The sequence below is a fragment of the Paenibacillus melissococcoides genome (assembly GCA_944800085.1).
Lineage (GTDB): Bacteria > Bacillota > Bacilli > Paenibacillales > Paenibacillaceae > Paenibacillus_B > Paenibacillus_B melissococcoides.
In genome coordinates, this window is the sequence record CALYLO010000009.1 from 334,814 (window position 1) to 360,868 (window position 26,055).

A 26,055-nucleotide genomic window follows, 5' to 3' on the forward strand; every position below is an offset into this window, starting at 1 on the left:
GTTGACCCGGCGGGTCTATTCGTCTTCAATCCGTTCCTGTTGCGAGTCCTCTATCATCAGGTCTTCGTCGGGATAGTTCCGTTTCCATCCTTGATGCAATTGCAGATTTTCATTGCCATATGGGCGCGGACCATGCTGTCCCTTGCGCCACGGCGTGCTTTTGCCAAGCGATTCCGATTCGATGCTCGCGCCGTACGGCCCTTCCGGGAACTCCTCGGCCGTCAGATCATTGCGCTGCGATTGCACCGTCGACACATCGGTATGGTTATGTTCGGTCTCGCGATCCGTTGGATCCATCAATGAGAGCACCTGCCTTCCTTTTTCGAGTAGTGTATCCGTGAAATCCGGCCGTCATTCGCTCAAGCCCCCTTGCCGCCGCTGTGCAGGAAGCTGTTCTATCAGCCATGCGGCCGCTTCGAGACCGCGGGAGGCTCGTCAAACTAGTCCGCATAATCGGCCAAGTTGCCTCATAGACATGTTATCAGTGATGCGGAGTACACCGAATCGAAGAATACTCATGTCAGAGGGGATGATTACATGCGTCGACTCACGTGGATGTTGGCCATCGTGATGAGTGTGGCGATCCTGGTCGCCGGATGCGGGAAGAAGGACGCAGCCGATGTGGTTCATGACCTGGATCAAGTAATGAGCAAATTGGAAAGCTATGCCGGCATCGGCACGATGACGCTGCATTCCGGTACTCAGCCGCTGCAGTATCGCGTGGAGGTGTGGTATCAGGATCCGACCTATTATCGGATTGAGCTGACGAACGAGAAGAAGGACATCAAGCAGATCGTGCTTCGCAATGAAGAGGGCGTGTTCGTGCTGACGCCGAGCCTGAAGAAGATATTCCGCTTCCAGAGCGAGTGGCCGGAAAATCAAGGGCAGGTGTACCTCTACCAGACTCTGGTCCGCAGCATTCTCTCGGATGAGGGCCGCCAATTCACCGAGGATGGCGACAGCTACGTATTCGATGTGGCAGCCGATTATCAGACCGACTCGCTCGTCCGCCAGAAGATCTGGCTGCACAAGAGCGACTACACGCCGAAGCAGGTACAGGTCACTGATTCGGAGGCACAGGTTGTGGTCGAGATGAAGTTCAATCAATTCGAATTCGGCAAGAAATTCGATAAAGATTCCTTCGACATGCAGCGCAATATGACGGGCATGAATCATGCGATGATTCCGAACGGCGAGCTGGATGAGAACGGGCAGCCGTCATCCCGGGAGACGCTTGCCCCGGCGGACGGAGCCGAAGGTACGGATGCGGCAGGGCAGCAGTCTGATAACGCGCAGGTGGAAGAGGATATGGGGCCGTTCGGCTTTATTGAGCCGTCCTATCTGCCGGAGGGCGTGGCCAAGCTCGATGAGCAAGAGCTTCCGAACAACGGTGATCATCCGGTTATGATGCGGTATACGGGCACGTATTCGTTCACGCTGATCGAATCCCGGCCGAAGGATATGGAAGTCGGGCTTCAGGTCGAAGGCTCGAAGGCGGTAGATCTCGGCTTCACCTATGGGCAAATGACCGGTGAGGAGCAGAAGACGCTCACCTGGACCTATGAAGGAGTGAAGTACCGGATGCTGAGCGGCGATCTGCCGGAGCAAGAAATGGTGAAAATTGCACAATCACTCGTGGATCAGCCTGGAAAATAACGGCTGCAGCACACTTTACCGGTCCGTATTCCGTGGCGCTCCACGGGATACGGGCCTTCTCGCTATCGGCGAACAGCGCGAATCCTTGCACCTCCGGCAATCAACCGACCGCGAGCAGCGGAAATTTCCTTAGTAATGGTTGGTTATTTCCATCTCTCCTTGGTTGACAGTCTCCGCTATGGGCATTAACATAGGTTTGTTACATGGAACGGGATGAACAGACATGAAGAAGGTGACTGACCATGGAGGCGTATTATCGTCCCACGCGAGCGGAGATTTCGCTGGATGCGCTGCATCACAATATGGAAGCTTTTCGCGCCGCGCTTCCGTCTGCCACGAAGCTGAGCGTCAGCGTGAAGGCGAATGCTTACGGACATGGCGCTGTGGAGATCGCGCGCGCCGCGGAACGGTTCGGGGCGGATTATGTGAACGTGGCGTTCCTCGATGAAGCCGTACAATTGCGCCGGGCCGGCGTACAGGTGCCGATATTGGTATTGGGCTATACGCCGCCTGCCGGGATTGAAGCCGCCTTCGAGCATGATATTTCCTTGACGGTATTTACCGAGGAGTGTATCCGCAATTTGGAGGAAAAAGCGCCTGAACTGTCGGCCCGGTTCGGCGGGCGCCTGCTCAAATTGCATGTCAAGACGGATACCGGCATGGGACGGTTGGGTCTCCGCACGCCGGAGGATACGGCCTGCTGCGTCCGCCGCCTGCAATCGATTGCCGGCGTGCTGGTCGAAGGGATGTTTACCCATTTCGCGGGTGCGGATGAGAAGGATCGATCCTACAGCCGCCTCCAGCAGGAACGGTTCCGGGCCGTCATCGATGAGCTGAAAAGACAGGAGCTTACCGTTCCATTGATCCATGCGAGCAACAGCGCCGCGGCAATCGAGCTGCCGGAGTCCGCATTTGATATGGTGCGGGTAGGCATCAGCGCTTACGGGCTGTATCCGTCCGCCGATGTGAACCGCCAGCGAATCCAATTGCGGCCGGTGCTGAGCCTGAAGACGGCCATCGTCCATGTGAAGACGGTTCCCGCCGGCGAGGCGATTAGCTACGGCATGCATTACTATACGAGCGCGGAGGAGCGCATTGCGACCATTCCCGTCGGATATGGGGACGGCTACTCCCGCATGCTGAGCGGGACAGCGCATATGCTGATCCGCGGCCGGCGCGTACCGGTGCTGGGGCGCATCTGCATGGATCAATGCATGGTCTCCCTGGAGCCGCTCGGCGAAGAAGGGCCGCTGCCGGAACCGGGAGAAGAAGCGGTGCTCCTTGGCGAGCAGGGCGAAGAGCGCATTACGGCCGAGGAGATCGCCGAGCATCTGGGCACGAGTCATTATGAAGTCGTCTGCATGGTTGCCCATCGAATGCCGCGCCTCTATATCGAGGGCGGGAAGCCCGTCAAAGTGGTTAATCCGCTGCTGCAAGCGGGGCATACGCCGAAGCTGCAATAAATTGACGGAATTTAGGGGAATGGCACCTTTTACCGAAATCATTTTTACATTTTCGGCAGGATTTTCACGTTGAAGAGAGAATAAGTATCAGGGATTGTCTGTAGGCAGAAGGTCTGCAACATACTCGATATGGATGAAGCATATATATGCTGTTGTATAATTTTTCTACAGAATCGACATAATGGGTACTAGGCAGCAAAGGCTTTGGGGGTGCGAGGACAGGTGGCTAATATTCAGAACACCAAACGAATTATGATCAGCTTGCCCGACCAACTATTGCAAGAAGTGGACGGTATCGTTGCTATGGAAAAATCGAATCGAAGCGAATTCATTCGCCAAGCGATGAAGTTGTATTTACAAGAGCGCAAGAAGCGTCATATCCGTGAATCGATGCAGCGCGGCTATATGGAAATGGCCAAGATTAACTTGACGATGGCATCCGAGGCTTTTTACGCAGAAGTGGAAGCGGATGGCACACTCGACCGCCTGGTAAGCGGGGTGTAGACATTGATTGTAAAGCGCGGCGACGTTTTTTTTTGCGGATTTATCGCCCGTCGTAGGTTCAGAGCAGGGAGGGGTGCGTCCCGTTCTCGTCATTCAGAATGATATCGGGAACCGGTTCAGCCCAACCGTCATCGTGGCGGCAATTACGGCACAGATTCAGAAGGCCAAATTGCCGACCCATGTTGAGATTGACGCGAAGACGCATGGCTTCGACCGCGACTCCGTCATTTTGCTGGAACAGATCCGCACCATCGACAAACAACGGCTCACCGACAAAATCACGCACTTAGATGAAGAGACGATGCGCAAGGTCGATGACGGGCTGCTTATCAGCCTCGGATTGATTGATTTTTAAAAACCGATTACGACCGACTGAACGAGGCCTGCCTCGTTTTTTTGTTGCCACGTAAGAAAAATCCGAACCTTCGGGCGGGGGCTCTCCCCGCCTTTTTTGTTGCCTGTACAAGCGGTGGGCGTCATATGCGCCTCTTACGTTCGATATCCCAGTGAGTCAGAGCAGTCAACGCCAGCTATATGAGCCATTTGTGCCTCTTACGTTCAATATTCCCGTAACTCAGGGCAGCCGACGACAGGGAGAGCGATCAAAAGGATTCAAAACGAGCCGAAAATGACAAGACGCGTCCACACATCGGCTTGCTTGTCGTCGTTGAAGTTTTTATCCGCATTTGTTGCCTGGAGATAATTGAAGGCCGTGTCATAGATGGTCGTGCCGTCGGACCGCTTTTGCAGCAGGCGCGATGGGTTGCCGAAGTGATTCTTGGGGGGCTTGAACCCCGCCGTTCAGGGTGACCGTGACGGCTGTCCCCGGCTTTGGCTTTGTCGGAATCAGATAGACCAGGCCGCCATAAGGGCTTGTGATCGTATTTCTTCCCGGAGATAATGTTTCCCGCTTCGTAATGACGGGGGCGCGCTTCCAGTTGTCCAGCGACAGGCTGTTCAGGTTGTCGGTATGAGCGCCGATCTGGACATCGAGATTCGCGGTCCCTTTCGGGACATCGATCGTGATAGGCTTGCCCGCTTCGGCGTACACGCCGGTGCTGATCCAGTTCTGAGGCACGTAGAATTGTCGCTTGTAAGAGTAGGTGGAATAGTCGAAATCAACCCAGATGCCCTTGCCGGTTGCCGCCGGAGCTCCGTCTTCGGCATTACCCGGGAATGCATCCGCGAAGGGCGATTTGGCGCCGGTCGGATCGCGGAGAAGGCGATCCATCAGCGCTGGCAGCAGAGACGCGCTGTAGGGCTTGGCCGCAGGCTCGACAGGCAGCGGAATGCCGCCCAGCTTGGCCGCATCCTCCTGCAGCTGGGTATACACCGGGCTTGCCGGAGACAGGGAACCGAGCGTCGAGCCCAATGTCGAGGTGATGAACTTCATTTTGGCCTTGTCGTCGGAATCGGGGAACCCGATAGCGGCTTCGCCGATCGTTTTCGTTCCGGCTTCAATCGCTTTGGCTTCGGCCATAATATGGTCCGCGTCGTAGTGAGCGGCTTGGGTCAGATTCAGGAACGGCGCCGAACCATCCCATGTCGTCGCCTGGTTGTTCATGAGCGATAAGCCCGCCGTATTCAGGAGACGCTGCAGCGGGTAATCGGATGCGAGAGATGCGGTGGCATGGTCTGTCTCTTTCGAGACGGATGGGTACTGCTCGAATACCCAGCCCTTGGCGGCGAAGACGAGGCGGCCGCCTTCCCGTATGTAGTCCAGGAGCGGCTGCACTTCCTCTTCCTCCACATAGGTGTAGTCAATAAAGGCGACCGGATGCGCGGCCAGATCAAGCAGAGCCTTGCCTTGTTCATCGGTGGCCGTCCATCGGTCGACATGGGTAATATCGATAGGCAGATCCGGGCTGGCGGCGAAATCCGAAGTTTTCGTGATGATGGCAATACGGCCTTGCCCCGCGCGCGCTTGCTCATAGCTGAGCGGTAAATCTTCCGTAAGCCAGTTCAAAATATTGCGGGCGACGATCGCATTGCCGCTCGTATCGGGCTCGGTCAGCTTGAAGTATGCCTCTCCGCCAATTGCGGCGATGCGGCCCCGGCCGTAGCGGGCTGCGGCCATAATCGAGGTTGAGCGCGGATCGGCAGCGACGGCGAAGGCATGCTCCCCGAATGCGGCCACGCCGCCGTTATAGGAACTGCCGTCCAGAGGAATGCCGGCAAGATCGCGGCTGAGCCATCGAGATCATGTTGGGAGCAGGACGGGGCGGACGCAACTGCGGAAGAAGAGGACTGCTGCGCAGACGAGGCAGGCTCGGCATGGATATGGAGGACAGGCTGAAGCAGGGATACAGCAAGTCACCTTGTTTTTGCTAAGCCGGTTTCTTTACAGGGTTCGATGTTGCGTTTATGCTTTAATGCACGGGAGCGGCGAGACAAGTCGAGATTGTCCGCGAAACATTACGGGCCTCCTTTCATATAGGGCATATTACGCAGGCTGTTCATTATAGTGCACTAGTTGTGTACCATATTGTACATAACCGCAACAATCTTGACAATCATGCGGAACATGATTTGTCTAAAATGCTCCTAACGTCTTAGCCCTAGTTCCAAAAGCCTTGACTCTGCCCCCGGAAGGCTTCACGCTCCCGTCGAATTCGACGCGAGCCGCCGAGGGCTGCCAGGAAGGGAGACGCGAAATGTCGAATCCAGTCCGGCGCGGAGGGCTGCAACGCATCTGGGCCATCGTCCTGTATACGGGAATGCACATCGCAATGAAGAAGAGTGTGGATTTTGCGGCTTGTTTTTGCGACAATAATGAGTAGGCTGTAAAGGGTTGCAGAAACAGGTATGGAAAGGAAGTCATACATGACCGTACGTGAAGAAACGATGGAAGTCCAAGCATTAGACGCTGCAATTGAACAGATGAAAACGAGCGAGCCGGAACGTCTTCTCCATCAGCTAGCCTCGGAGTTGTCTCTTGGACGCGGACAAGTCCAACGGACGATCGAGCTGTTGGATGAAGGGAACACGATCCCGTTCATCGCCCGGTACCGCAAGGAGATGACGGGGGAACTGGATGAGACGCAGCTCCGGACGCTGGACGAGCGGCTCGGTTATTTGCGGGGCCTGGAGGAACGCAAGCGCGAGGTGCTCCGGCTCATCAACGAGCAGGGGAAGCTGACGAAGCCGCTGCTCGAGTCGATTGTCCAGGCCGCGAAGCTGCAGGAAGTGGAGGATCTGTACCGCCCTTACCGGCAGAAGCGCAAGACGCGCGCCAGCGTGGCGAAGGAACGCGGGCTCGAGCCGTTGGCGCAGTGGATTCTCTCCTTGCCGAAGCAGGGCGATCCGCTGCGGGAGGCGTCCGCTTATGTAAATGAAGAGAAAGGCGTTCCTGCCGCCGAGGATGCGCTGCAGGGCGCTCAGGATATTATCGCGGAGATGCTGGGCGACGATCCGGATATACGCGCCTGGGTACGCCGGTATACGATGGATCAGGGCGTTATTCGCACCGAAGCGAAGGATAAAGAGCAGGAATCGGTCTATGAGATGTACTATGAGTATTCGGAGCCGGTCAAGCGGCTGCCGTCCCACCGCATTCTGGCCATGAACCGGGGGGAGAGAGAGGACGTCCTGAAGGTCGCGCTCGATGTTCCCGTGGACAAGATCGTAGCGTATATGAGCAAGCGCACGATTCGGGGCGCTTCGGTCGTGAACGACTTGCTTCAAGCGACGATCGAGGATGCTTATAAGCGCCTGATCGCGCCTTCGATTGAGCGGGAAGTGCGTGGGGAACTGACGGAGAAGGCGGAGGAGCAGGCCATTCAAGTATTCGCGCAAAATCTGCGCAGTCTGCTGCTGCAGCCGCCGGTGCGGGGGCAAACCGTGCTTGGCGTCGACCCGGCCTTCCGGACCGGGTGCAAGCTGGCGGTGGTCGACGAGACAGGCAAGCTGCTGGAGGTAGCGGTCACCTATCCGACCGCCCCGCATCATAAGACGGAGGAAGCCGTCAAGACGTTCAACCGGCTTGCGGGTACTTACCGGGTCGGCCTGGTCGTCATCGGCAACGGCACGGCCTCGCGCGAGACCGAGCAATTCGTCGCCGACTGGATTCAATCCCGTCCGGACTTGAAGCTTCATTACGCGATTGTCAGCGAAGCGGGGGCGAGCGTCTACTCGGCTTCGAAGCTGGCGGCCGAGGAGTTCCCGAGCCTCGATGTCGCGGAGCGGAGCGCCGTGTCGATCGCCCGGCGGCTGCAGGATCCGCTCGCCGAGCTGGTGAAGATCGACCCGAAGGCGATCGGCGTCGGGCAATATCAGCACGATGTCGCGCAGAAGCGCCTGGAGGAGAGTCTGGGCGCCGTCGTGGAGTCTGCGGTCAACCACGTCGGGGTCGACGTCAATACGGCCTCCCCGTCGCTGTTGTCCTATGTATCTGGCATCAATGCGACGCTGGCCAAAAATATCGTCAAGCACCGCGAGGAGAACGGCAAATTCACCGAGCGCAAGCAGCTGTCCAAGGTCGCCCGCCTCGGGCCGAAGGCGTTCCAGCAATGCGTCGGATTTCTTCGCATTCCGGACGGCGCGCATCCGCTGGACAATACGCCGATTCACCCGGAATCGTATCCGGTGGTCGACCGGCTGTTCGCCGAGCTCGGGGTCAGTCCCGACAAGATCGGCACGCCTGAGCTGGCCGAGAAGCTCCGCAAGGTGGACGTGAACGGCTGTGCGGAACGGCTGGAAGTGGGCGTGCCGACCTTGAAGGACATTATCGACAGCTTGCTCCGTCCGGGCCGCGACCCGCGGGAGGAGCTGCCTCCGGTCGTGTTCCGTACGGACGTGCTTCAGATTGAAGATTTGAAGCCGGGCATGGAATTGAAGGGAACGGTCCGCAATGTGATTGACTTCGGCGCCTTCGTCGACATCGGCATCAAAAACGACGGCCTGGTGCATATCTCGCAGCTGAGCGACCGGTATGTGAAGCATCCGCTCGATGTCGTGTCCGTCGGAGACAATGTCACGGTATGGGTGCTGTCCGTCGATGTGAAAAAAGGGCGCGTCGGCTTGACGATGAAGCGCTCCAGCGTCGATAACCTGCAATAAGAATCGCGCGCTTGCAAGCACGCGAACGCAAATAAGCCCCCGCTGCCGTCCGTCGCATAGACGGGCGCCGCGGGGGCTTCATTCGATCGGGTTACGGCTGCCGTTCGGACATGTCCTCAGACGCCTTGGACTTGTGGAAATAGCGCTTGCATTTACGGATGAACGCGCTGCTTCGAACGATAAAAAAACCAGCACTCATTCAACAGCTTAATCTGGCGGCGGTCCTTCTTGTGAAAGGCGCGCATCAACTGGTTGCATAACCATTGCGGCATGAGTATCCCTCCTTCAGCCCGGGGACGAAGATTCTTCGTTGTAACGCTATCTTATGGGCTGCCGCCGCATTTGGTGCAGGTCCGACGCAAAAAACCGGAACGAGGCGGCGGGCTTCGTTCCGGTTAGGATCGGTTGTCGCTTATTCGATTCATCGCTTGCGGGTTGTCCTGCTGACATTCCGCTATTGGATGCCGGCCGCTTCGGCCTCCTCCTCGTACCATTGCTCCATCTGGGCCTGCAGCGCCCGTATCTCCGTCAGCAGCGCGATGAGGGGATAATGCTCCTCTTGAATTCCGGCGAAGGCCTGCTCCAGCCGGTTCATATATTCGAGTCCGTTGACCGTGCGCGCATCCTCCTGAAGCAGGTCCAACCGCTCGCATTCCGCGATCGCCACGGGCAGCTTCGGCACCCGTTCCGCTGTCAGCTTACTGATTTCCTTATGCAAGCGCAGATTCAGCGCGCTCAGTTGGTACGCGTATTCGGCAGGCATCTCGACGAATTCCCAGTCGCTCCCCAGTTGAAACAGAATATAGCGCATCTTCGCCATCCGGCAATCCCTCTCTTCATCCGCAATTCTACTCTTGACAGTGTACTGGACTTCCAGTACAAATTCAAGTAGGGAAGCAGGGTGATACAGATGACCTATACGAACCAATCGCTGCAGCAATGGGTGGAGGAGGTGTCCCTGCGCGACTTCGGCAAGCCGTTCCGGCATCAGGCCCGTTATAACGGGCGGCTCAAGTCGACGGGAGGCCGCTACCTATTAGCCTCGCATCATATCGAGATCAACCCGAAGCAGCTGGAGGTCTTCGGCGAGGAGGAAGTCGAACGGATTATCAAGCATGAGCTGTGTCATTACCATCTTCATCTGGAAGGAAGAGGCTACCGGCACCGCGACCGCGAATTCAAGGAGCTGCTCCAGGCCGTGGGGGGCTCGCGTTACTGCCGTTCCTTGCCCGGAACGGAGGGCAAGCGCGGGCTGCCTTACCGCTATCGCTTGGAATGCGTCGATTGCCGCCACACCTATCTCCGCAAGCGGAGAGTGGATGTGACGAAATATGTGTGCGGCCGCTGCCGGGGCAAGCTCCGGCTCGTGCCGGTCCGCACAGAGACGGGGAGGAAGGATCATGGCTAAGCTGGAAGGGAAAACGATTGTCATCACGGGGCCTCGCAAGGCGGAGGAAATGTCCGCGCTCGTGCGCAAGCAGGGCGGCACGCCTTGGGTGAGGCCGACGCAAGGAACGATGCTCGAGGGCTTCGACCGGCTGGAGGCGGAAGTCGACCGGCTGCTGGAGGCGCCGGTGTCGCTGGCCGTCTGGACGACGGGCATGGGCTTGGACAGGCTGCTGGAAGCGGCCCGCGAAGCAGGCAAGGAGCAGGCGTTCCTGCGCAAGATGGCGGAGATGAAGCACGCGGCGCGCGGATACAAGACGGTGAATGCGCTGAAGCGAATCGGCATCGCGCCCGCCTTCCGGGATGACGACGGCTCGACAGCCGGGCTGCTGCGATCGCTGGACGCGAGCGGGACCGGCTTGGCCGGGCGGCTCGTCTCGCTCCAGCTCCACGGCGATCCGGCCCCGGCGCTGGTTGCGTATTTCAAGCAAGCGGGCGCCGATACGATGGAGCTGATGCCGTATCGCCATACCCCGCCGCCGGAGGACGTTCTGCGCCGGCTTGCGGACGAGCTGCTCGCCGGGGAAGTGGATGCCGTCGCGGTCACCAGCGCCCCGCAGGCGCGCTTCCTGTTCGAGTATGCGAAGCGGAACGGATTGACGGAGCGGCTCCTGGAGGTGTTCGCCAGCCGGACATGGATGGCCGCGGTCGGCAAAGTAACGGCGGCAGCCATCGTTGAGGAAGGGGTCAAGCGGATCATTGTCCCCGAAGAGGAGCGGATGGGCGCGCTTATCGTGGAGCTGGCCAAGCATTTCGGGAAGGAGAGCGGGGAGTAGGCCATGGGAGGGAGATGACAGGGAACACGAAATTCATCTCCCCCTGCTTGACATCTGTTCTATCCTGTGATACATTAATACTTGTCATTCCCCGATAGCTCAGTCGGTAGAGCACTCGGCTGTTAACCGAGTTGTCACAGGTTCGAGTCCTGTTCGGGGAGCCATTTTTATACGGAGAGGTACCCAAGAGGCCGAAGGGGGCGCTTTGCTAAAGCGTTAGGGTGTAACAGCCGCGAGGGTTCGAATCCCTCTCTCTCCGCCACTTATGATTTCAACAACAAGTCCCGCAAGGGATTTTTTTGTTATCTCCGATGTAAGCGTTTACTTATGATGGTTCAAGCAAGGGAGGCCCCTATGATGAATGCCAAGCGATGGTTCTACCGTCTGCTGCTCTCGTATATGCCCGTGTTCATCATCGTCGTCAGCTTCTTGTTCTTCGTCTTCTTCCAGACGCTGAGCGAACAGAGCCGGAATGACGCCATGCACACCAACGCCTCGCTTCTGCTCCAGACGCTGCGCGCGACCGATGCCTCGCTGAAAGCCATCGATCAGACGCTGGTCTCCGAAGTGGTGAACTCGCCGGAACTTGCCCAATTTTTTCAACCAACGGCGGATGACGAGGTTCCGCTCCATTTGCGAATCATGAAGCTGATGCGGCGAATGAGTGCCATCTACCCGCTTATCGACTCGATCTACCTCGTCCGCTTCCAGGACGGCAAAGTGCTCAGCAGCAGCAAGGAATGGAGCCTGGAGCAGTATCTTGACCGGGAATTCATTGAGAAGAACCGGAATCTGAAGAGCACCGACTCTCCCTGGATTGGAGCGCGGCCGTTCAAGGAATTCGACTTCCAGGAACCGAAGCGCGTCATCTCGCTTGTGCGCAGCGTGCCGAATTCAGGCGGAAGCGGCGGGATGGTCGTCGTCAATGTCGCTGCCGCATCGGTTGCCTCGATGATGAAGGACTGGTACGGAACCGAATTGAACAGCATCCGCATTATGGATGGGGAAGCGAATGATCTTCTGTTTGATGATACCGGTAACTCTCCGGGGAAAAACTCCAAGGTCGTCTCGAATTACATGTCTCCCTATACCGGTTGGGTATATGAGAGCGGGTTCCGACAGGATAAGGCCGTGCTGTCCCTCGATCGGTGGTTCAATGTGTGGATGATCGGGGGGATGGCGCTGCTGCTCGCTGCGGCGGCCTGGATCGTCTATGTGACCCACCGCCATTATCAGCCGATCGCGAAGCTGGTGAACCGCGTGAACGAGCTCGCCGCGACTCCGGCCTCGAAGCGGACGGACACGGGCCGCTGGGATGAATTCGCGGTCATCGAATCGGCGCTGGACCGCATGTTCGCGGAGCGGGATGAGTCTGTCGAGCGGGGGAAGAAGGATGCGGTCTTCCTGCGCAACTATACGTTCCGTCAATGGCTGGACGGGACGTACGAGGATCATCCGCTCGGAACGGCCCAGCATATCGATGTGCCGCTCGCGTCCGATCGGCCATGCCTTGTCGCCGTGCTGGAGCTCGACAACTACGCCGCCTTCGTTCAGGCGTATTCGAAGCGGGACAGGTTCCTCCTCCAGTATGCAGCCAAGTCCGCATGCCAGGAGACGGCCGCTCAGCACGGCTGGTCCCTGTGGGCGGACTGGCTGACCGGAGAGCGGCTGGCGATGCTGTGGCAGCCGCCGGAGCGTGGCGAAGGGGAGCCGGCTGCACGCGGCGAGGCCGAACGCCGGCTGGCGGCGATGATGCACGATATGCTGGGGTGGATTAACGGCTACCTGAACTGGACGGCAACGGCAGGCATCGGCGGCACGGCGCCGTCGATCCGGGCGATTCCGCAGGCGCTCGATCAAGCGCTGCGCGCCTTGAGCCGGAAGATGACCTGCGGCTCGAATCAGGTTTTGATCGAGGAGGAGCTGCGCCGGGATCCGCCGGATTTGCAGCCGTTGGCGCGCTTGCTCGCCCACAGTCTGACGGGAACGGCCGCGGATCGCGAGGCCCGCCTGTCGGAATGGGTGGAGCTGCTCCGCGCCGGGCGGCTGACCCGGGAGGAGGTTCGCCATGCCTGCCGCCAATGGGTGCCGGATGTGGCGCGCCGCTTGAAGATCGCGGGGGAAGAAGCGCCGGAAGCGGCCTGGCTGGAGCGGCTGGATGCATGCCTGACGCTGGAGGAGCTGGCGCGGACGCTGCGGGACGGGCTGGAGCGGGCGGCGGAGCGCGTGGCCTGCGCCGATCAGGAGCGCAACGCCCGGCTTATCGGCCGCGTGCAGGCCTATGTGCAGGAGCACTACGCGAATCCGCAAATGTCGCTGAATCTGCTGAGCGAGACGTTCGACATCGCGCCGAAGCTGCTGAGCAAAAGCTTCAAGGAAGTGACGGGCGAGAAATTCATCGATGTCCTGATCGGGTTGCGGCTGGAAGAAGCGAAGCGGCTGCTGCGGCAGACCGACCTGCCGGTGCAGGCGATTGCGGAGCGGATCGGATATGGAGGGGCGGTCTCCTTCAGCCGGGTATTCAAACGAATGGAAGGCATCTCTCCGGGAGAATACCGGAGCAGTCATAGCGCCGCCGCTTCGGCGGATAGGGCGCAATAAATGAATGGGGCGCCGTGGATGCGGCGCCCTTTTGGCGTTCACGGGGAGTGCGAAAGCCTGCAAAAGTGCAGGAATGATCGCCAGCGGAACGGGAACTGGCATAAAAAAGCTGCAGCAGTGCAGTTTTTTTGCCCGAAACGGTCCCGAACCGAGCGAAAACGGAGAGAATTCCTGTATGTTTGCAGGTTTGACTATTCCACGCCCCGGTGGTCCTGAAAAAGATGTGCTTTTACAGTTTTTAGGAGGATATCCGTGCGCGAATCCGAAAATCGGGTGCTCCGGACCAGGCAGGTATTGGTCAGCTAACGGTGTCCTGAACGCAAGGACATTCCCGCCAAGGAAGGGGCGGGCGAAAGTTATCAAGCGAAGGGAAAACGGTCAATTGACCTTTTCCGCAAGGGGAAGCGCGGCGGGAGAAAATGGTTCTTTGCCGGGAAAACGGTTGATTGTGCGGCCGGAATTCCGTCGCCTATAATCAGACTCAACCCGGGAGGCTTTCGGCCCGGTTTACCGAAAGCCGAAACCTAATCTGCTGCTGCGCCATGCGCTTCGTTCGAAGAGGAAGAGCCTGCCATGGGATACGCAGAATTGAAAACGGTAACAATCTGCATTTATGCATCTAAATTATGCTTCGCACAAAGGAGGAATGCCCCATGGCAAACGTCACGCCCGGATCCGCTTCCCGCCGCCTGACATCGCGCTTCGCGTTTGCCCCAGGCACCGGCAAGCGGATCAAGAAGCATTGGCAGTTCTATCTGCTGGTCCTGCTGCCTGTCGCCTACCTGATTATTTTCAAATATGTGCCTATGGGCGGGGTGCTGATTGCATTCAAAGAATATAACGTCGTGCAGGGCATCTGGGACAGCCCGTGGGTCGGACTGAAATATTTCGAGCAGTTCCTCGAGTCCCCCTACTTCTGGAATTACATCCGCAATACGATCGTCGTCAGCCTGTACGGCCTGGCGGTCGGATTCCCGGCTCCCATCCTGTTGGCCTTGCTGCTGAATGAGATTCGGAACGGCTGGTTCAAAAAGACCGTGCAAATGGTGACGTATGCGCCCTATTTCATTTCGACCGTCATTATGGTGTCTATCGTTATCGTTGCCCTGTCCCCGAACGTCGGGATGGTGAACAATGTGCTGCGGCTCTTCGGGCTGGAAGGCATCGACTTCATGGGGCGGCCGGAGCTGTTCAAATCGATTTATGTCTGGTCCGATGTCTGGCAATTTACGGGCTACGGCGCGATTATTTATATCGCCGCGCTGGCCGGCGTCAACCCGGAGCTGTATGAAGCGGCCAAGGTCGACGGCGCGACGCGCTTCCAGAAAATATGGAACATCGATTTGCCGGGCATTTTCCCGGTAATGGTGATTCTGCTTATTCTGAATGTCGGGAGCATGATGAGCGTGGGCTTCGAGAAAATGTATCTGATGCAGAACCCGCTCAATCTGGAGTCGTCGGAAATTATATCGACCTATGTGTACAAGGTGGGGCTGTTGAATGCGAACTTCAGCTTCTCTACGGCGATCGGACTCTTCAACTCCGTCATCAATCTGATCTTGATCGTGACGGTGAACGCGATTGCGCGCCGGCTGTCCGAGTCGAGTCTGTGGTAAAGGGGGCCTCGTTCAATGCGCACAACGACGATTCGGGAATCGCTGCCCGACCGCTTGTTCCTCGCCGGGGTATACGTGTTTTTAACGCTGATTCTCGTAATTATTTTATTTCCGCTGCTTCATATTTTGAGCGCTTCGTTCAGCTCGCCGCAGGCGGTCAATTCGGGGCGGGTCTGGATCTTTCCCGTCGAGTTCACGCTTGCCGGCTACAAGGCCGTCTTCGCCAATTCCAATATATTGACGGGCTATGCGAACTCGATCTTCTACGCCGTCTTCGGCACGCTGGTCAATGTCGTGATGACGGTGCTCATCGCCTACCCGCTGTCGCGCAAGACGTTCTACGGACGGCAGTTGCTCATGATGCTGCTCGTATTCACGATGCTGTTCGACGGCGGTCTCATCCCGAACTATATGGTCGTGAAGTCGCTCGGTCTGATTGATACCCGTTGGGCGATGATCATTCCCGGCGCCTTGGCCGTCTTCCAGGTCATTATCGCCCGCACCTTCTTCCAGTCGTCGATCCCGGAGGAACTGTCGGAGGCGGCGGAGATTGACGGCTGCAGCGATGTCCGCTTCATTACGAGCGTCGTGCTGCCGCTGTCCAAGCCGATACTGGCCGTCATGACGCTGATGTATGCGGTCGGGCACTGGAATTCGTATTTCGGGGCGCTCATTTATTTGAAGTCGCCTGACATGTTCCCGCTGCAAATCGTGCTGCGCAACATTTTGATTCTCAATTCCGTGGACCCGACCATGATGGCCAATGTGGATGACATGCTGCAGCTTCAGGGCATCGCCGAACTGCTCAAGTATTCGCTCATCGTGGTGGCCAGCGCGCCCGTGCTGATGATTTATCCGTTCGTGCAGAAGCATTTTGTGAAGGGCGTCTTGATCGGATCATTAAAAGGGTAACACGGCATGACTTATGCATTTCGCTATGAGATGACATTTACAAGGAGGGTCTAACGATGAGGCAAAAAGGATCTGTCTTGCTCGCGATGCTGCTGAGCATCTCGCTGCTGCTGGCGGCATGCTCCGGAGGAGGGGGCGCGAAGCAGGGAGCGGAAGCAACCGGCCCGGCCGATGCGGCCAAAGCGGAGGAGCTCTTCAATCCGGTCGGGGAATTCCCGATCGCGAAGGAGCCGATGACGCTGAAAATGTTCGCTCCCCAATCGGCGGCGATCGAGAATCTGGAGACGAACGAGTTCACGAAGTTCCTGGAGGAGAAAACCAATATCCAGATCAAATGGGATGTCGTGCCGGAAGGCGCGCTGGAGGAGAAGAAGCAGCTCATGATGGCCAGCGGCGACTACCCGGAAGTGATTCTGGCAGGCTCCTTCAGCAAGGCCGATCAAATGAAGTACGGCCAGCAGGGCGTTTTCATCCCGCTGAATGATCTGATTGAGCAGTATGCGCCGAACATAAAGCAGGCGATGGCGGATATCCCGTACTTGAAGGACGCGATGACGGCGCCGGACGGCCATATTTACGCGATTCCCAAGGTGAACGAGTGCTATCACTGCACCTATGCGTCGAAAATGTGGATCAACCAAACGTGGCTGGATAAGCTCGGGCTGAAGATGCCGGCGACGACGGAAGAGTTTTATGAGACCTTGAAGGCATTCAAGGAGAAAGACCCGAACGGCAACGGCAAGCAGGACGAGATTCCGCTCACGACCGCCGGGAAAAAGGAAATGTGGGGCGGAGGCCTGGATGCGTTTTTGATGAATGCATTCATATATAACGATGCCACGACCTATATGTATCTGGACAACGGGGAATTGAAGTTCTCGCCGAATCAGGAGGCATGGCGGGAAGGGCTGCGCTACATCCATAAGCTGTACGCGGAAGGGCTGATCGACAAAGCGTCCTTCACCCAAAATGCGGACGCCGTGAAGCAGGTCGGGAACCGGCCGGACAATGTGATGGGAGCGGTCGCCACCGCGCTGATCAGCTATGTGTATTCGCCGAATGAACTGACCCCGCGCCACAAGGAATATGTCACGGTTCCGCCGCTGAAGGGGCCGGAAGGCGTCCAGCTTGCAGGCTATTTCGTCGGCGCCGGCAACGGCCAGTTCGCGATTACGAACAAGGCGACGGCCGAACAGCAGATTGCGGCGATCCGGTTTGCGGACTATCTCTACTCGGAGGAAGCGACCCTGTTCAGCAGCATGGGCAGAGAAGGAGATGGGTACCGGAAGGCGGAGGAGGGCGAGAAGACGGCGGACGGAACGCCGGCGCGCTTCAAGCAGACGCCGAAGCCGAACGTGGCCCAGGTGCAGAACGGAACATGGCAGGAGCTCGGCATCATGAAAATGACCAACGAGCTGCGCGACTCCTTCGCCGTGCCGGAAGATATGTATTCGGAAGACGGCTATGGGCTGCGCCTGCGCAACGAATCCAAGAAATACGAGCCGTTCGCCAAGCCGGAAATCGCCTTCCCGTCCGATATCTTCATTGCGGCGGAGGATGCTTCCCTGGCCGCGCAGCTCCAGACCTCGATCAAGGATTACGTCGAATCGAACATGGCGCAATTCATTACCGGCAGCAAAGATGTGGACAAGGATTGGGACGCTTATGTAAAAGGGTTTGACGGGCTGCAATTATCGAAGTATCTTGAAATTTATAGCAAGGCGTTGAACAAATAAGGGGCAGGCTGCCGTCCGAAGCGCTGCGGCGCGGATTCCGGACGGCAGCCTCCTCGTCGCCTGGAGAGCGGGGAACCACCAATCTAATGTTAGAGAGGAGCGGCGGCCGGATGAATCAGAGGCTGGCGGTGCCCACGCCGCAGCAAATGGCGTGGCAGGATTTGGAGTGGGGCATGTTTTTTCACTTCGGCATCAATACGTATTGCGATCAGGAATGGGGAGACGGGACGGATTCCCCGGCATTGTTCAACCCGGCGGAGCTGGATGCGCGGCAGTGGATCCGGACCGCGAAGGAAGCCGGCTTCAACTATGTCATTCTGACGGCGAAGCATCATGACGGCTTCTGTCTGTGGCCGACCAAGACGACCGATTACTCGGTCCGGTCAAGCCCGTGGAAGAACGGGCAGGGCGATGTCGTGCGCGAGGTCGCGGACGCCTGCCGGGAGAAAGGGATGAAGTTCGGCGTATACGTGTCGCCATGGGATCGCAATGCGCCATGCTATGCCGATCCGGCCGCGTATGACGATTTCTATGCGGAGCAGTTGACCGAGCTGCTGACCGGATACGGGCCACTCGTCGAGGTATGGTTCGACGGGGCGGGCTCCGAAGGGCGCGAATATGATTGGAAGCGCATTATCGGCCTCGTGAAGCGGCATCAGCCGGACGCGATGATCTTCAATATGGGCGCTCCGACGATCCGCTGGGTCGGGAATGAGGACGGCGTCGCCCCGTATCCGTGCTGGAACACGGCGGAGAGCGCCCGGGTCAGCATGTTCACGAACGATATGAATACATGGATGGAGGAGACGCCGGGCTGGGTGCCGGCGGAATGCGATGTGCCGATCCGGAAGCGGCATTGGTTCTGGCATCCGAACGATGAGCACAGCCTGCACTCCCTCGCTCATTTAATGGACTTGTACTACCGCTCGGTCGGACATGGAACGACGCTGCTGTTGAATGTCTCTCCGGACAACCGCGGCCTGCTGCCGGAGGCCGACACGAAGCGCGTGCTCGAATTCGGGGCGGAGATCCGCAGCCGGTTCGGACAGCCGCTGGGCTCCGCCTCCGGCACAGGGTCCGAGCTTGAGCTGACGCTGGATGGAGAACCCCTCATCGATCATATCGTGACGATGGAGGATATCGCCTGCGGGGAACGGGTACACGAATACACGATCGAGGCAGAGGTCGGCGGCGAGTGGAAGCCGGTCGCAGCGGGCAGCGCCATCGGCCATAAAAAGATCGACCGTATCGAGCCGACGCGGACGACCCGCATCCGGATCCGCGTCACGGAGGAGGCGGCTGAGCCGCATATTCGCAGCTTGGCCGCCTATGCGGCCGGGGAATAAGGCATAATCGGATTAGCATACGGAGCAACAAGGAGCAAGGAGCGGCCGCAGCGGAAGGAATGCGGTTACTCCTTGCTTTTTTTCATATAATATGAAAGATTTAATAGGTAAAGTTCGCAGGCCGCACAACGTGTCGGTACCGACGGAATGTGTTAATCATATGATGAAGAGATTGGCCTTGGCGCGGCGCCTGGACAACGGAGGGAGAAGTCCTGCGGAACATCATGAAGGAGGTGGCGGAGTGAGCAGACAACACACCAATGACTCGAACGATGCGGGCAGCGGAGGCAGAGAGCCGGAAGATATCGTGGCGGAGGCGATTCAGATTCTGGAGGGAGACGACGAATCGATTCGGCATGCCTTCCGGTACTGGCACCCGTATGACCTCGCTCTCGTCTACCGGGACGCGAAGATGACGCACCGCACCCGCTTGCTGGAGGTGCTCGACTTCGATCAGCTTACGGGCATCATGCGCGAGCTGGATCCGGCGCTGCAGCTGGAGTCATTTCAGATGCTCGGGCGCGAGCGGGCTGCGGAAGTATTGAACCGCATGGATAACGACGACTTGGCCGACACGATGGCGGCCGTCAGCGTGGAAGCGAAGGAATTCCTGCTCTCGCTGATGAAGCGGGAAGAGAGGGATACGGTACGCAAGCTCTTGACCTACGAGCCGGAGACGGCCGGCGGTCTGATGACGAACCGCTACGTCTGGTTCTATGAGCGCTATACGGTGCGGGAAGCCGTCGAGAAGGTGAAGGCCTTCGCCGAATTGACGAAGCATGTGCATTATTTTTATGTCGTAAATGAAGAAAAGCGTCTTGTCGGCACGCTCTCGTACCGCGAGCTGGTGTTGGCCCAGGAGACGGAGACGATTCAAGCCTTGATGAATGAGAAGGTCATCTCGGTTACGGCCGACACGGATCAGGAAGAAGTCGCCCGCCTGTTCGAGCAGTATGACTTCCTCTCGATGCCGGTCGTGGATGAAAATAACCGGCTGATCGGGATCGTGACGGTCGATGACGTCATCGACGTCCTGCGGGAAGAGGCGCATGAGGATTTCAATAAATACTCGGCTACGGACAAGACGATCGATTTCCGCACGAATCCGTTCACGGCGGCGCGGCGGCGTCTGCCCTGGCTGATTATGCTGCTGTTCCTCGGCCTCGTGTCGGGCAGCATCATCAGCCGCTTCGAAGAGACGCTGCAGCAGGTCGTCGCCTTAACCTTCTTCATGCCGATGATCGCCGGCATGACGGGGAACACGGGCACGCAATCGCTGGCGGTCGTCATCCGCGGCCTGGCATCGGAGAAGCTGGATAAGGGCTCCGTCAGCCGGCTGATCGGACGCGAGCTGGTCGTCGGGCTCATTATCGGTACCGTATGCGGCCTCGCGGTCGCCCTCGTCGCGGGCTTCTGGCAGTCCAGCCTTCCGCTCGGGCTGGTCGTCGGCAGCTCCTTGTTCCTGACCGTCATTATCGGAACGATGGCAGGGACCGTCATCCCGCTTATTCTGTACCGCTTGAATGCCGATCCGGCGGTGGCGTCCGGCCCGCTCATTACGACGCTGAACGATATCTTCTCGCTCACGGTTTATTTCGGAACGGCGACGCTGTTCTTGTCCTATATCCTGTGAGAAGCGTGCTGCTGACTGCGGCATTTGGTTCCAAAGATGACCTTGTGTGTAAGCTGAGTTGCGTTCAGTTGAGTGATGTTAAGTTGAAATGTGTTAAACTGCGTTGCGGAATCCGCGCCGGAGGAGCTGGGTATGGGTTGCAGAGTAGATTCACGATACGGTTGATGGGATCTGTCGCGAGGATTGTACTCTGTTGACGGACAAATTGCAAAGAAAGTCCATACAAAGGTGGACATGAAGGGGATATGTTTCGATTAAGGAGGGGAATCTATATATAGCGTTTATGTTGGAGTTTCATTCTATATCTAGTGCATCGGATGTCGAATAGAACATATCTCCTTCCCAGAAAACTGTCCACTATTTGAAAGACATTTCTTTGTATTTTCCACGATTAGTGGACATTGATCGGTGTCGGCATGATGACGACGTCGCTGAAGCGGGCTCCGGCCGGAGGAGAGCGAGCTTGTCCCCCGCACGACTCCCCGGCGGCAACGACCGTCAACCTGACGAGTCTGATCTTTCTTCGGGATGATTTCGGATATTTGGATATTTGGATATTTTCGGAGCGATGCAGACGGATGCTGCGGATGGACCAGCCTGCATGGATCCGCCAAACCGCCCGGAAAAGCACCCTGAAAAGCACATTGAAAAAATACCGAAAAAAAAGCTTGTCAACGGCCATGTCGTTTGTTATACTCTTAATTGTCGCCGCGAGGTGATGAAGTTTTGAAGACGTGGCCCGTTGGTCAAGCGGTTAAGACACCGCCCTTTCACGGCGGTAACACGGGTTCGAATCCCGTACGGGTCACCATCTATCTTATGGATGATATGGCGGACAGCAACGTTCAGTCAGCACGAGCCATTAGCTCAGTTGGTAGAGCACCTGACTTTTAATCAGGGTGTCGAAGGTTCGAGTCCTTCATGGCTCACCAGTTTTCTTTTTACGGTTGCAATGCGGAAGCATCGTTCCCAACATACGTGCGGTAGTGGTGGAATGGCAGACACGCTATCTTGAGGGGGTAGTGGGCGTACGCCCGTGGAGGTTCGAGTCCTCTCTACCGCACCATAATTTTCATGACGAATGAGGGAAGTCTTGGCATACAAGGCTTTTTTTGCTTTTACCGGGATATCGCATTGAACTTGAACCTCGTTACCATTTCCAAGCGCCGGACGGAGCGAAGGAACGTTCCGAATCTGACTCGGCAGCGAACCAAGAGGTGTTGACTATGATTATTATCAAGACGAAAGAACAAATTGCCAAAATGCACGAAGCGGGCAAAATATTGGCGGCCTGCCACAAAGAGATCGCACAAATGATCCGTCCGGGCATCACGACGATGGAGATCGATCGCTTTGTGGAGCGCTTTTTGAAGGAGCATAACGCGACTCCGGAGCAAAAAGGCTATATGGGCTATCCTTATGCGACCTGCGCTTCCGTCAACGATGTGATCTGCCACGGCTTTCCGAGCGAGACTGAGCTGAAGGACGGGGATATCGTCACCATCGATATGGTCGTGAATCTGAACGGCTGGCTGGCCGATTCCGCCTGGTCCTACGCGGTGGGCAATATCTCGGACGAGGCCGCCCATCTGCTGAAGACGACGGAAGAGTCGCTGTACAAGGGTATCGAGCAAGCGGTTATCGGCAACCGCCTCGGCGATATCGCCCATGCGATTCAGACATTGGCTGAAGCCGAAGGCTTCTCGGTCGTGCGTGAATTCGTCGGCCACGGGATCGGGCAGGATATGCACGAGGAGCCGCAGGTGCTCCATTACGGGCCTGCCGGCAAGGGCATGCGCCTGAAGGAAGGCATGGTGATCACGATCGAGCCGATGCTGAATACCGGGGTCTGGCAGAGCAAGCGCGATCCGGACGGCTGGACGGCAAGAACGAAGGATGGCGGCTTGTCCGCGCAGTATGAGCATACGCTCGCCATTACGGCCGACGGCCCGCTAATTTTGACGAAGCAGGACTAAATTGCGGAAAAGGCACAGGTGCACAAACATGCGACCTGTGCCTTTTTTGTTGTGTCCGGTTTGGGGCGATGAACATTCCATCGTCCCGCTGCCTGGCTTGAAGCGGATTTACGCCGGCAGCACTTCCCGAATCCGATCCAGCGCCCAGTCCAGCTCTTCCTTCGTAATGACGAGCGGCGGGGCGAAGCGGATCGTATGGTCGTGGGTTTCCTTGGCGAGCAGGCCGACCTTCTGGAGCTGCTCGCAGTAAGGGCGGGCGGGCTCCGTCAGCTCAAGCCCGATCAGCAGGCCGCGGCCGCGCAATTCCTTGATGCGCGGCGATTGGAGCTTGGCGAGTCCGGCCATGAAGTACTCGCCAAGCTCCCGCGCCCGGCCGTCCAGCCGCTCGCGGACGAGCGTCTCCAGCGCGGCGTTGGCGACGGCGCAGCCGAGCGGATTGCCGCCGAAGGTGGAGCCGTGCGACCCGGGCGTGAACGTGCCGAGCACCTCGGCATCGGCCGCGACGGCGGATACCGGAATGACGCCGCCGCCGAGCGCCTTGCCGAGGATGTACATATCCGGCACGACCTCTTCCCAGTCGCAGGCGAACATTTTGCCGGTGCGGCCGAGCCCGGTCTGGATCTCGTCGGCGACGAACAGGACGTTGTGCCGGCTGCACAACGCGCGGGCCGCCTGCAGGAAGCCCGGCTCCGGCACGATGATGCCGGCTTCTCCTTGAATCGGCTCCACCAGGAAGGCGGCCGTATGCGGGGTGATGGCCCGCTCGAGCGCGCCGATATCGCCGTACGGGATGAGCTTGAACCCGGGCGTGAACGGGCCGAAGCCTGCCTTGTATTCCTCTTCCGACGAGAAGGACGTGATCGTGACCGTCCGGCCGTGGAAGTTGCCGTCGCAGACGATGATCTCGGCCTGGTTGTCCGGGATGCCTTTGCACTCGTAGCCCCAGCGGCGCACGGCCTTGATGGCCGTCTCCACCGCCTCGGCGCCCGTATTCATCGGCAGAATCATCGCTTTGCGCGTCAGGTTGGAGAGGCGCTCATAGAAGGGGCCGAGCTGATCATTATGGAACGCTCTTGAGGTGAGCGTCACTTTATCGGCCTGGTCCTTGAGCGCCTGGATGATGGCCGGATGACGGTGGCCATGGTTCAGGGCGGAATAGGCGCTCAGCATATCCATATAGCGGCGCCCCTCGGGATCCTCGACCCAGACGCCCTCCGCCTTCGAAATGACGATCGGCAGCGGATGATAGTTCCGTGCCCCGTATTGCTCCGTCTGTTCGATAAGTCGCATCGATTGATTCACTCTTGTCTCCTCCTTTTCCAAAATTCAAAAAAATGGTAATCAATCCTGAGCGGACAAGCCGCTTGGTCTGCCTTACTCTGCACCCTTGCTCTGAACCCTTACGATAACAGCATGGTCTCGGATGGCCTGCACCTTGTCGGGTTACAAAATCCGTTCGCCCAGCAGCGAGCCGATCAGGCCAATGGCCAAGCGGACCGTGCGCTTCTGGCTGTCGATCGGCGGGCTGACCTCCACGAATTCGGCGGACGTGATCAGGCCGGATTCATACATCATTTCGAGCGCCAGATGCGCTTCGCGGTAGCTGACTCCGCCCGGAATCGGCGTTCCCGTGCCGGGAGCCTCGGCGGGATCGAGGCTGTCGATGTCGAAGCTGAGATGGACGCCATCGGTTCCGTCGCCGAGGATGCGCAAGGCCTGCTCCATCACATAAGGCATGCCCTTGCGGTCGATATCATGCATCGTGAAGCAGGTAATGCCGGCTTGGCGGATGTACGCCCGCTCGCCTTCATCCAGCGATCTCGCCCCGATAATGACGACCTTCGCCGGATCGATGCGGGACGACTGCCGCCTGATCTGCATGAGCAGCGGATGGCCCTGTCCGAGGTTGACGGCCAGCGACATGCCGTGAATATTGCCGCTCGGGCTCGTGTCCTCGGTATTCAGGTCCCCGTGGGCGTCGAACCAGATAACGCCGAGATGGCGGTAATGTCTTGTCAACCCGGCAATCGTGCCGATGGCGATGCTGTGATCGCCGCCGAGGATGAGCGGAAACCGGCCGCTGGCGGCTACTTCGGCAACGCGGTCGGCCAGCTCGCTGTTGAGAGCGGCGATTTCCTCCAGATGCTTCAGCTTCGCACCGGATCCTGGAGTGCTTCCGTCAGTCGCGGTGGGAGGAAGGACAGCTCCTTCATCAGCCGTCTGCAAGCCCAACTGCGACAAATGCCGGACGAGACCGGCCTTCAGCAGCGCATCCGGTCCTTGCTCCGCTCCTGGCCGCTCCCCTCCCTTGCCGTAAGGGACGCGCAGCAATGCAATCAGATTACGGTCCATAAGCAGACTCCTCACTCGAAAATGTAAGCGTTAACAAAATTAGGAAGGAGGATTCAGGATGTAATGGAACAATCAGGATTAAGCTCTATATATTACGGGAGCTTCGGAAGGAAGTTGCGGGTGGGATCCGGCGTCTTTCGGGGAAAAAGCTTAAAAATTAAGCATTTCGAAACGGGAACGGCTTGCTTATATGCAGCTTTTTTATGCATAAATGCATAAAATCGGTTCGTTTTTCATGTTAGAGAGCGGCATCGGATGCATGAACTGCATACCCGATGAATGGATTTGAATCGGCGTGCATCAATATGAAGGAACAACTTGTTGGAAAAATGATACTTTTTACAATACATTTACAATGGATTGATCTGATGAAAACATAACCCTTTTATGATTGTGGTATCCGGTTGGTTTGATTGCGTTTTGCCTGTATTGTTGCTTGGTTGCTTACAGTCAGTACGAAAGAGGAGGAATCGCGATGGAGCGCATGGCAATCGATATGGATGAGGTGATGGCCGATACGGCCGGCACGCACCGGGAATGGTACAACCGGGATTATGGCGACACGGTTACGGCCGCCGAGCTCCAGGGCAGGACATTGGCGCAGGCCAGGCTCGAGCGGAAGCGGGAGATTGACAGCTACTTCGGGCGCGAGGATTTTTTTCGCCAATTAAAGGTGATGGAACATAGCCAGGAGGTGATTCGCGAGCTCAGCCGCCATTATGAGATTTTCATCACGACCGCGGCAATGGAGGTTCCGCCCTCGTTCCGGGCCAAGTACGAGTGGCTGCAGGAGCCTGGATCCGCCCGGATCAAGTGGACTGGTACCGCCGGGAGGCGCTCCGGCAGCGGCGGCACGGCGCTCTGCCGAGCCTGGCCTTCTTCCATATTCCGGTGCCGTAGTTCAAGGAGGCCTGGGAATCCGGCCAGGCCGCGGGCATTCGGCAGGAAGCCGTATGCTGCCCTCGGCTGAACAGCGGGCT

Annotated in this window: 21 protein-coding genes, 5 tRNA genes and 1 pseudogene; 21 read left to right on the top strand and 6 right to left on the bottom strand. The window is 57.9% G+C overall.

Annotation, left to right across the window (positions count from 1 at the left end; translation table 11 throughout):
* Positions 1–15: 15 nt before the first annotated feature.
* The gene (locus tag OCY70_RS27865) at positions 16–297 is read right to left on the bottom strand and encodes a hypothetical protein (RefSeq protein WP_213426439.1); all 282 of its coding nucleotides are present in this window, start codon (positions 295–297) and stop codon (positions 16–18) included.
* A 240-nt stretch (positions 298–537) separates the two neighbouring features.
* On the opposite strand from OCY70_RS27865, the gene OCY70_RS27870 reads away from it, so the two are divergent.
* The 4 genes and pseudogenes from OCY70_RS27870 to OCY70_RS27885 all read left to right on the top strand — a co-directional run bounded on the left by OCY70_RS27870 (position 538) and on the right by OCY70_RS27885 (position 3,978).
* Positions 538–1,656: a DUF4367 domain-containing protein gene (locus tag OCY70_RS27870; RefSeq protein ID WP_213426440.1), complete on the top strand. Its 1,119-nt coding sequence runs from the start codon at positions 538–540 to the stop codon at positions 1,654–1,656.
* A 242-nt stretch (positions 1,657–1,898) separates the two neighbouring features.
* Positions 1,899–3,119 carry an alanine racemase gene (gene alr / locus OCY70_RS27875; RefSeq protein WP_213426441.1) on the top strand — a complete coding sequence of 407 codons (1,221 nt, stop codon included), beginning with the start codon at positions 1,899–1,901 and terminating at the stop codon, positions 3,117–3,119.
* Positions 3,120–3,341: 222 nt separating this feature from the next.
* On the top strand, positions 3,342–3,623 hold the full coding sequence (locus OCY70_RS27880) for a CopG family ribbon-helix-helix protein (RefSeq protein ID WP_040731899.1): 282 nt from the start codon (positions 3,342–3,344) through the stop codon (positions 3,621–3,623).
* Between the two features lie 3 nt (positions 3,624–3,626).
* Positions 3,627–3,978, top strand: a pseudogene (locus tag OCY70_RS27885) (type II toxin-antitoxin system PemK/MazF family toxin).
* A gap of 360 nt (positions 3,979–4,338) precedes the next feature.
* Here OCY70_RS27885 and OCY70_RS27890 read toward each other — a convergent pair.
* Positions 4,339–5,760 (bottom strand): M60 family peptidase N-terminal accessory domain-containing protein, encoded by a 1,422-nt coding sequence (locus tag OCY70_RS27890; protein WP_249724503.1) that lies wholly within the window; start codon positions 5,758–5,760, stop codon positions 4,339–4,341.
* Between the two features lie 686 nt (positions 5,761–6,446).
* Between OCY70_RS27890 and OCY70_RS27895 the strand changes: the two genes are divergently transcribed.
* Positions 6,447–8,681, top strand: a complete 2,235-nt coding sequence (locus OCY70_RS27895; protein ID WP_213426442.1) for a Tex family protein — start codon at positions 6,447–6,449, stop codon at positions 8,679–8,681.
* A gap of 152 nt (positions 8,682–8,833) precedes the next feature.
* On the opposite strand, the gene cmpA is transcribed toward OCY70_RS27895, so the two are convergent.
* A complete protein-coding gene (cmpA, locus tag OCY70_RS27900; protein ID WP_006677697.1) occupies positions 8,834–8,953 on the bottom strand; it encodes a cortex morphogenetic protein CmpA in 120 nt (39 codons plus the stop codon).
* A gap of 182 nt (positions 8,954–9,135) precedes the next feature.
* A complete protein-coding gene (locus tag OCY70_RS27905) occupies positions 9,136–9,501 on the bottom strand; it encodes a hydrolase/acyltransferase (protein ID WP_213426443.1) in 366 nt (121 codons plus the stop codon).
* A gap of 90 nt (positions 9,502–9,591) precedes the next feature.
* On the opposite strand from OCY70_RS27905, the gene OCY70_RS27910 reads away from it, so the two are divergent.
* From OCY70_RS27910 to map, 15 genes are all read left to right on the top strand, one after another.
* On the top strand, positions 9,592–10,089 hold the full coding sequence (locus OCY70_RS27910) for a SprT family protein (RefSeq protein WP_213426444.1): 498 nt from the start codon (positions 9,592–9,594) through the stop codon (positions 10,087–10,089).
* Positions 10,082–10,903: a uroporphyrinogen-III synthase gene (locus OCY70_RS27915; protein WP_213426445.1), complete on the top strand. Its 822-nt coding sequence runs from the start codon at positions 10,082–10,084 to the stop codon at positions 10,901–10,903. Before OCY70_RS27910 ends, OCY70_RS27915 begins: the two co-directional genes overlap by 8 nt.
* An 88-nt stretch (positions 10,904–10,991) precedes the next feature.
* A tRNA-Asn gene (locus OCY70_RS27920) sits at positions 10,992–11,067 on the top strand.
* A gap of 9 nt (positions 11,068–11,076) precedes the next feature.
* Positions 11,077–11,165 (top strand) — tRNA-Ser (locus tag OCY70_RS27925).
* Positions 11,166–11,257: 92 nt separating this feature from the next.
* Positions 11,258–13,504 (top strand): helix-turn-helix domain-containing protein, encoded by a 2,247-nt coding sequence (locus OCY70_RS27930; protein ID WP_249724507.1) that lies wholly within the window; start codon positions 11,258–11,260, stop codon positions 13,502–13,504.
* 653 nt (positions 13,505–14,157) lie between these two features.
* The gene (locus tag OCY70_RS27935) at positions 14,158–15,120 is read left to right on the top strand and encodes an ABC transporter permease (protein ID WP_213426446.1); all 963 of its coding nucleotides are present in this window, start codon (positions 14,158–14,160) and stop codon (positions 15,118–15,120) included.
* A gap of 15 nt (positions 15,121–15,135) precedes the next feature.
* The gene (locus tag OCY70_RS27940; RefSeq protein WP_213426447.1) at positions 15,136–16,032 is read left to right on the top strand and encodes a carbohydrate ABC transporter permease; all 897 of its coding nucleotides are present in this window, start codon (positions 15,136–15,138) and stop codon (positions 16,030–16,032) included.
* 56 nt (positions 16,033–16,088) lie between these two features.
* Positions 16,089–17,768, top strand: a complete 1,680-nt coding sequence (locus tag OCY70_RS27945) for an ABC transporter substrate-binding protein (protein WP_213426448.1) — start codon at positions 16,089–16,091, stop codon at positions 17,766–17,768.
* A 110-nt stretch (positions 17,769–17,878) separates the two neighbouring features.
* Positions 17,879–19,114 (top strand): alpha-L-fucosidase, encoded by a 1,236-nt coding sequence (locus OCY70_RS27950; RefSeq protein WP_213426449.1) that lies wholly within the window; start codon positions 17,879–17,881, stop codon positions 19,112–19,114.
* Positions 19,115–19,355: 241 nt separating this feature from the next.
* Positions 19,356–20,747, top strand: coding sequence for a magnesium transporter (gene mgtE / locus OCY70_RS27955; protein WP_213426450.1), 1,392 nt, complete (start codon positions 19,356–19,358; stop codon positions 20,745–20,747).
* A gap of 550 nt (positions 20,748–21,297) precedes the next feature.
* On the top strand, positions 21,298–21,477 hold the full coding sequence (locus OCY70_RS27960; RefSeq protein WP_213426451.1) for a hypothetical protein: 180 nt from the start codon (positions 21,298–21,300) through the stop codon (positions 21,475–21,477).
* A gap of 6 nt (positions 21,478–21,483) precedes the next feature.
* A tRNA-Glu gene (locus OCY70_RS27965) sits at positions 21,484–21,558 on the top strand.
* A gap of 45 nt (positions 21,559–21,603) precedes the next feature.
* A tRNA-Lys gene (locus OCY70_RS27970) sits at positions 21,604–21,679 on the top strand.
* A 48-nt stretch (positions 21,680–21,727) separates the two neighbouring features.
* A tRNA-Leu gene (locus tag OCY70_RS27975) sits at positions 21,728–21,813 on the top strand.
* Between the two features lie 160 nt (positions 21,814–21,973).
* A complete protein-coding gene (gene map / locus OCY70_RS27980; protein WP_213426452.1) occupies positions 21,974–22,723 on the top strand; it encodes a type I methionyl aminopeptidase in 750 nt (249 codons plus the stop codon).
* A gap of 108 nt (positions 22,724–22,831) precedes the next feature.
* On the opposite strand, the gene OCY70_RS27985 is transcribed toward map, so the two are convergent.
* Positions 22,832–24,013, bottom strand: coding sequence for an ornithine--oxo-acid transaminase (locus OCY70_RS27985; RefSeq protein WP_373871411.1), 1,182 nt, complete (start codon positions 24,011–24,013; stop codon positions 22,832–22,834).
* 153 nt (positions 24,014–24,166) lie between these two features.
* Positions 24,167–25,075, bottom strand: a complete 909-nt coding sequence (gene rocF, locus OCY70_RS27990) for an arginase (protein WP_213426454.1) — start codon at positions 25,073–25,075, stop codon at positions 24,167–24,169.
* A 475-nt stretch (positions 25,076–25,550) separates the two neighbouring features.
* Between rocF and OCY70_RS27995 the strand changes: the two genes are divergently transcribed.
* Positions 25,551–26,045: a 5' nucleotidase, NT5C type gene (locus OCY70_RS27995; RefSeq protein WP_249724510.1), complete on the top strand. Its 495-nt coding sequence runs from the start codon at positions 25,551–25,553 to the stop codon at positions 26,043–26,045.
* The last annotated feature ends 10 nt before the right edge of the window (positions 26,046–26,055 follow it).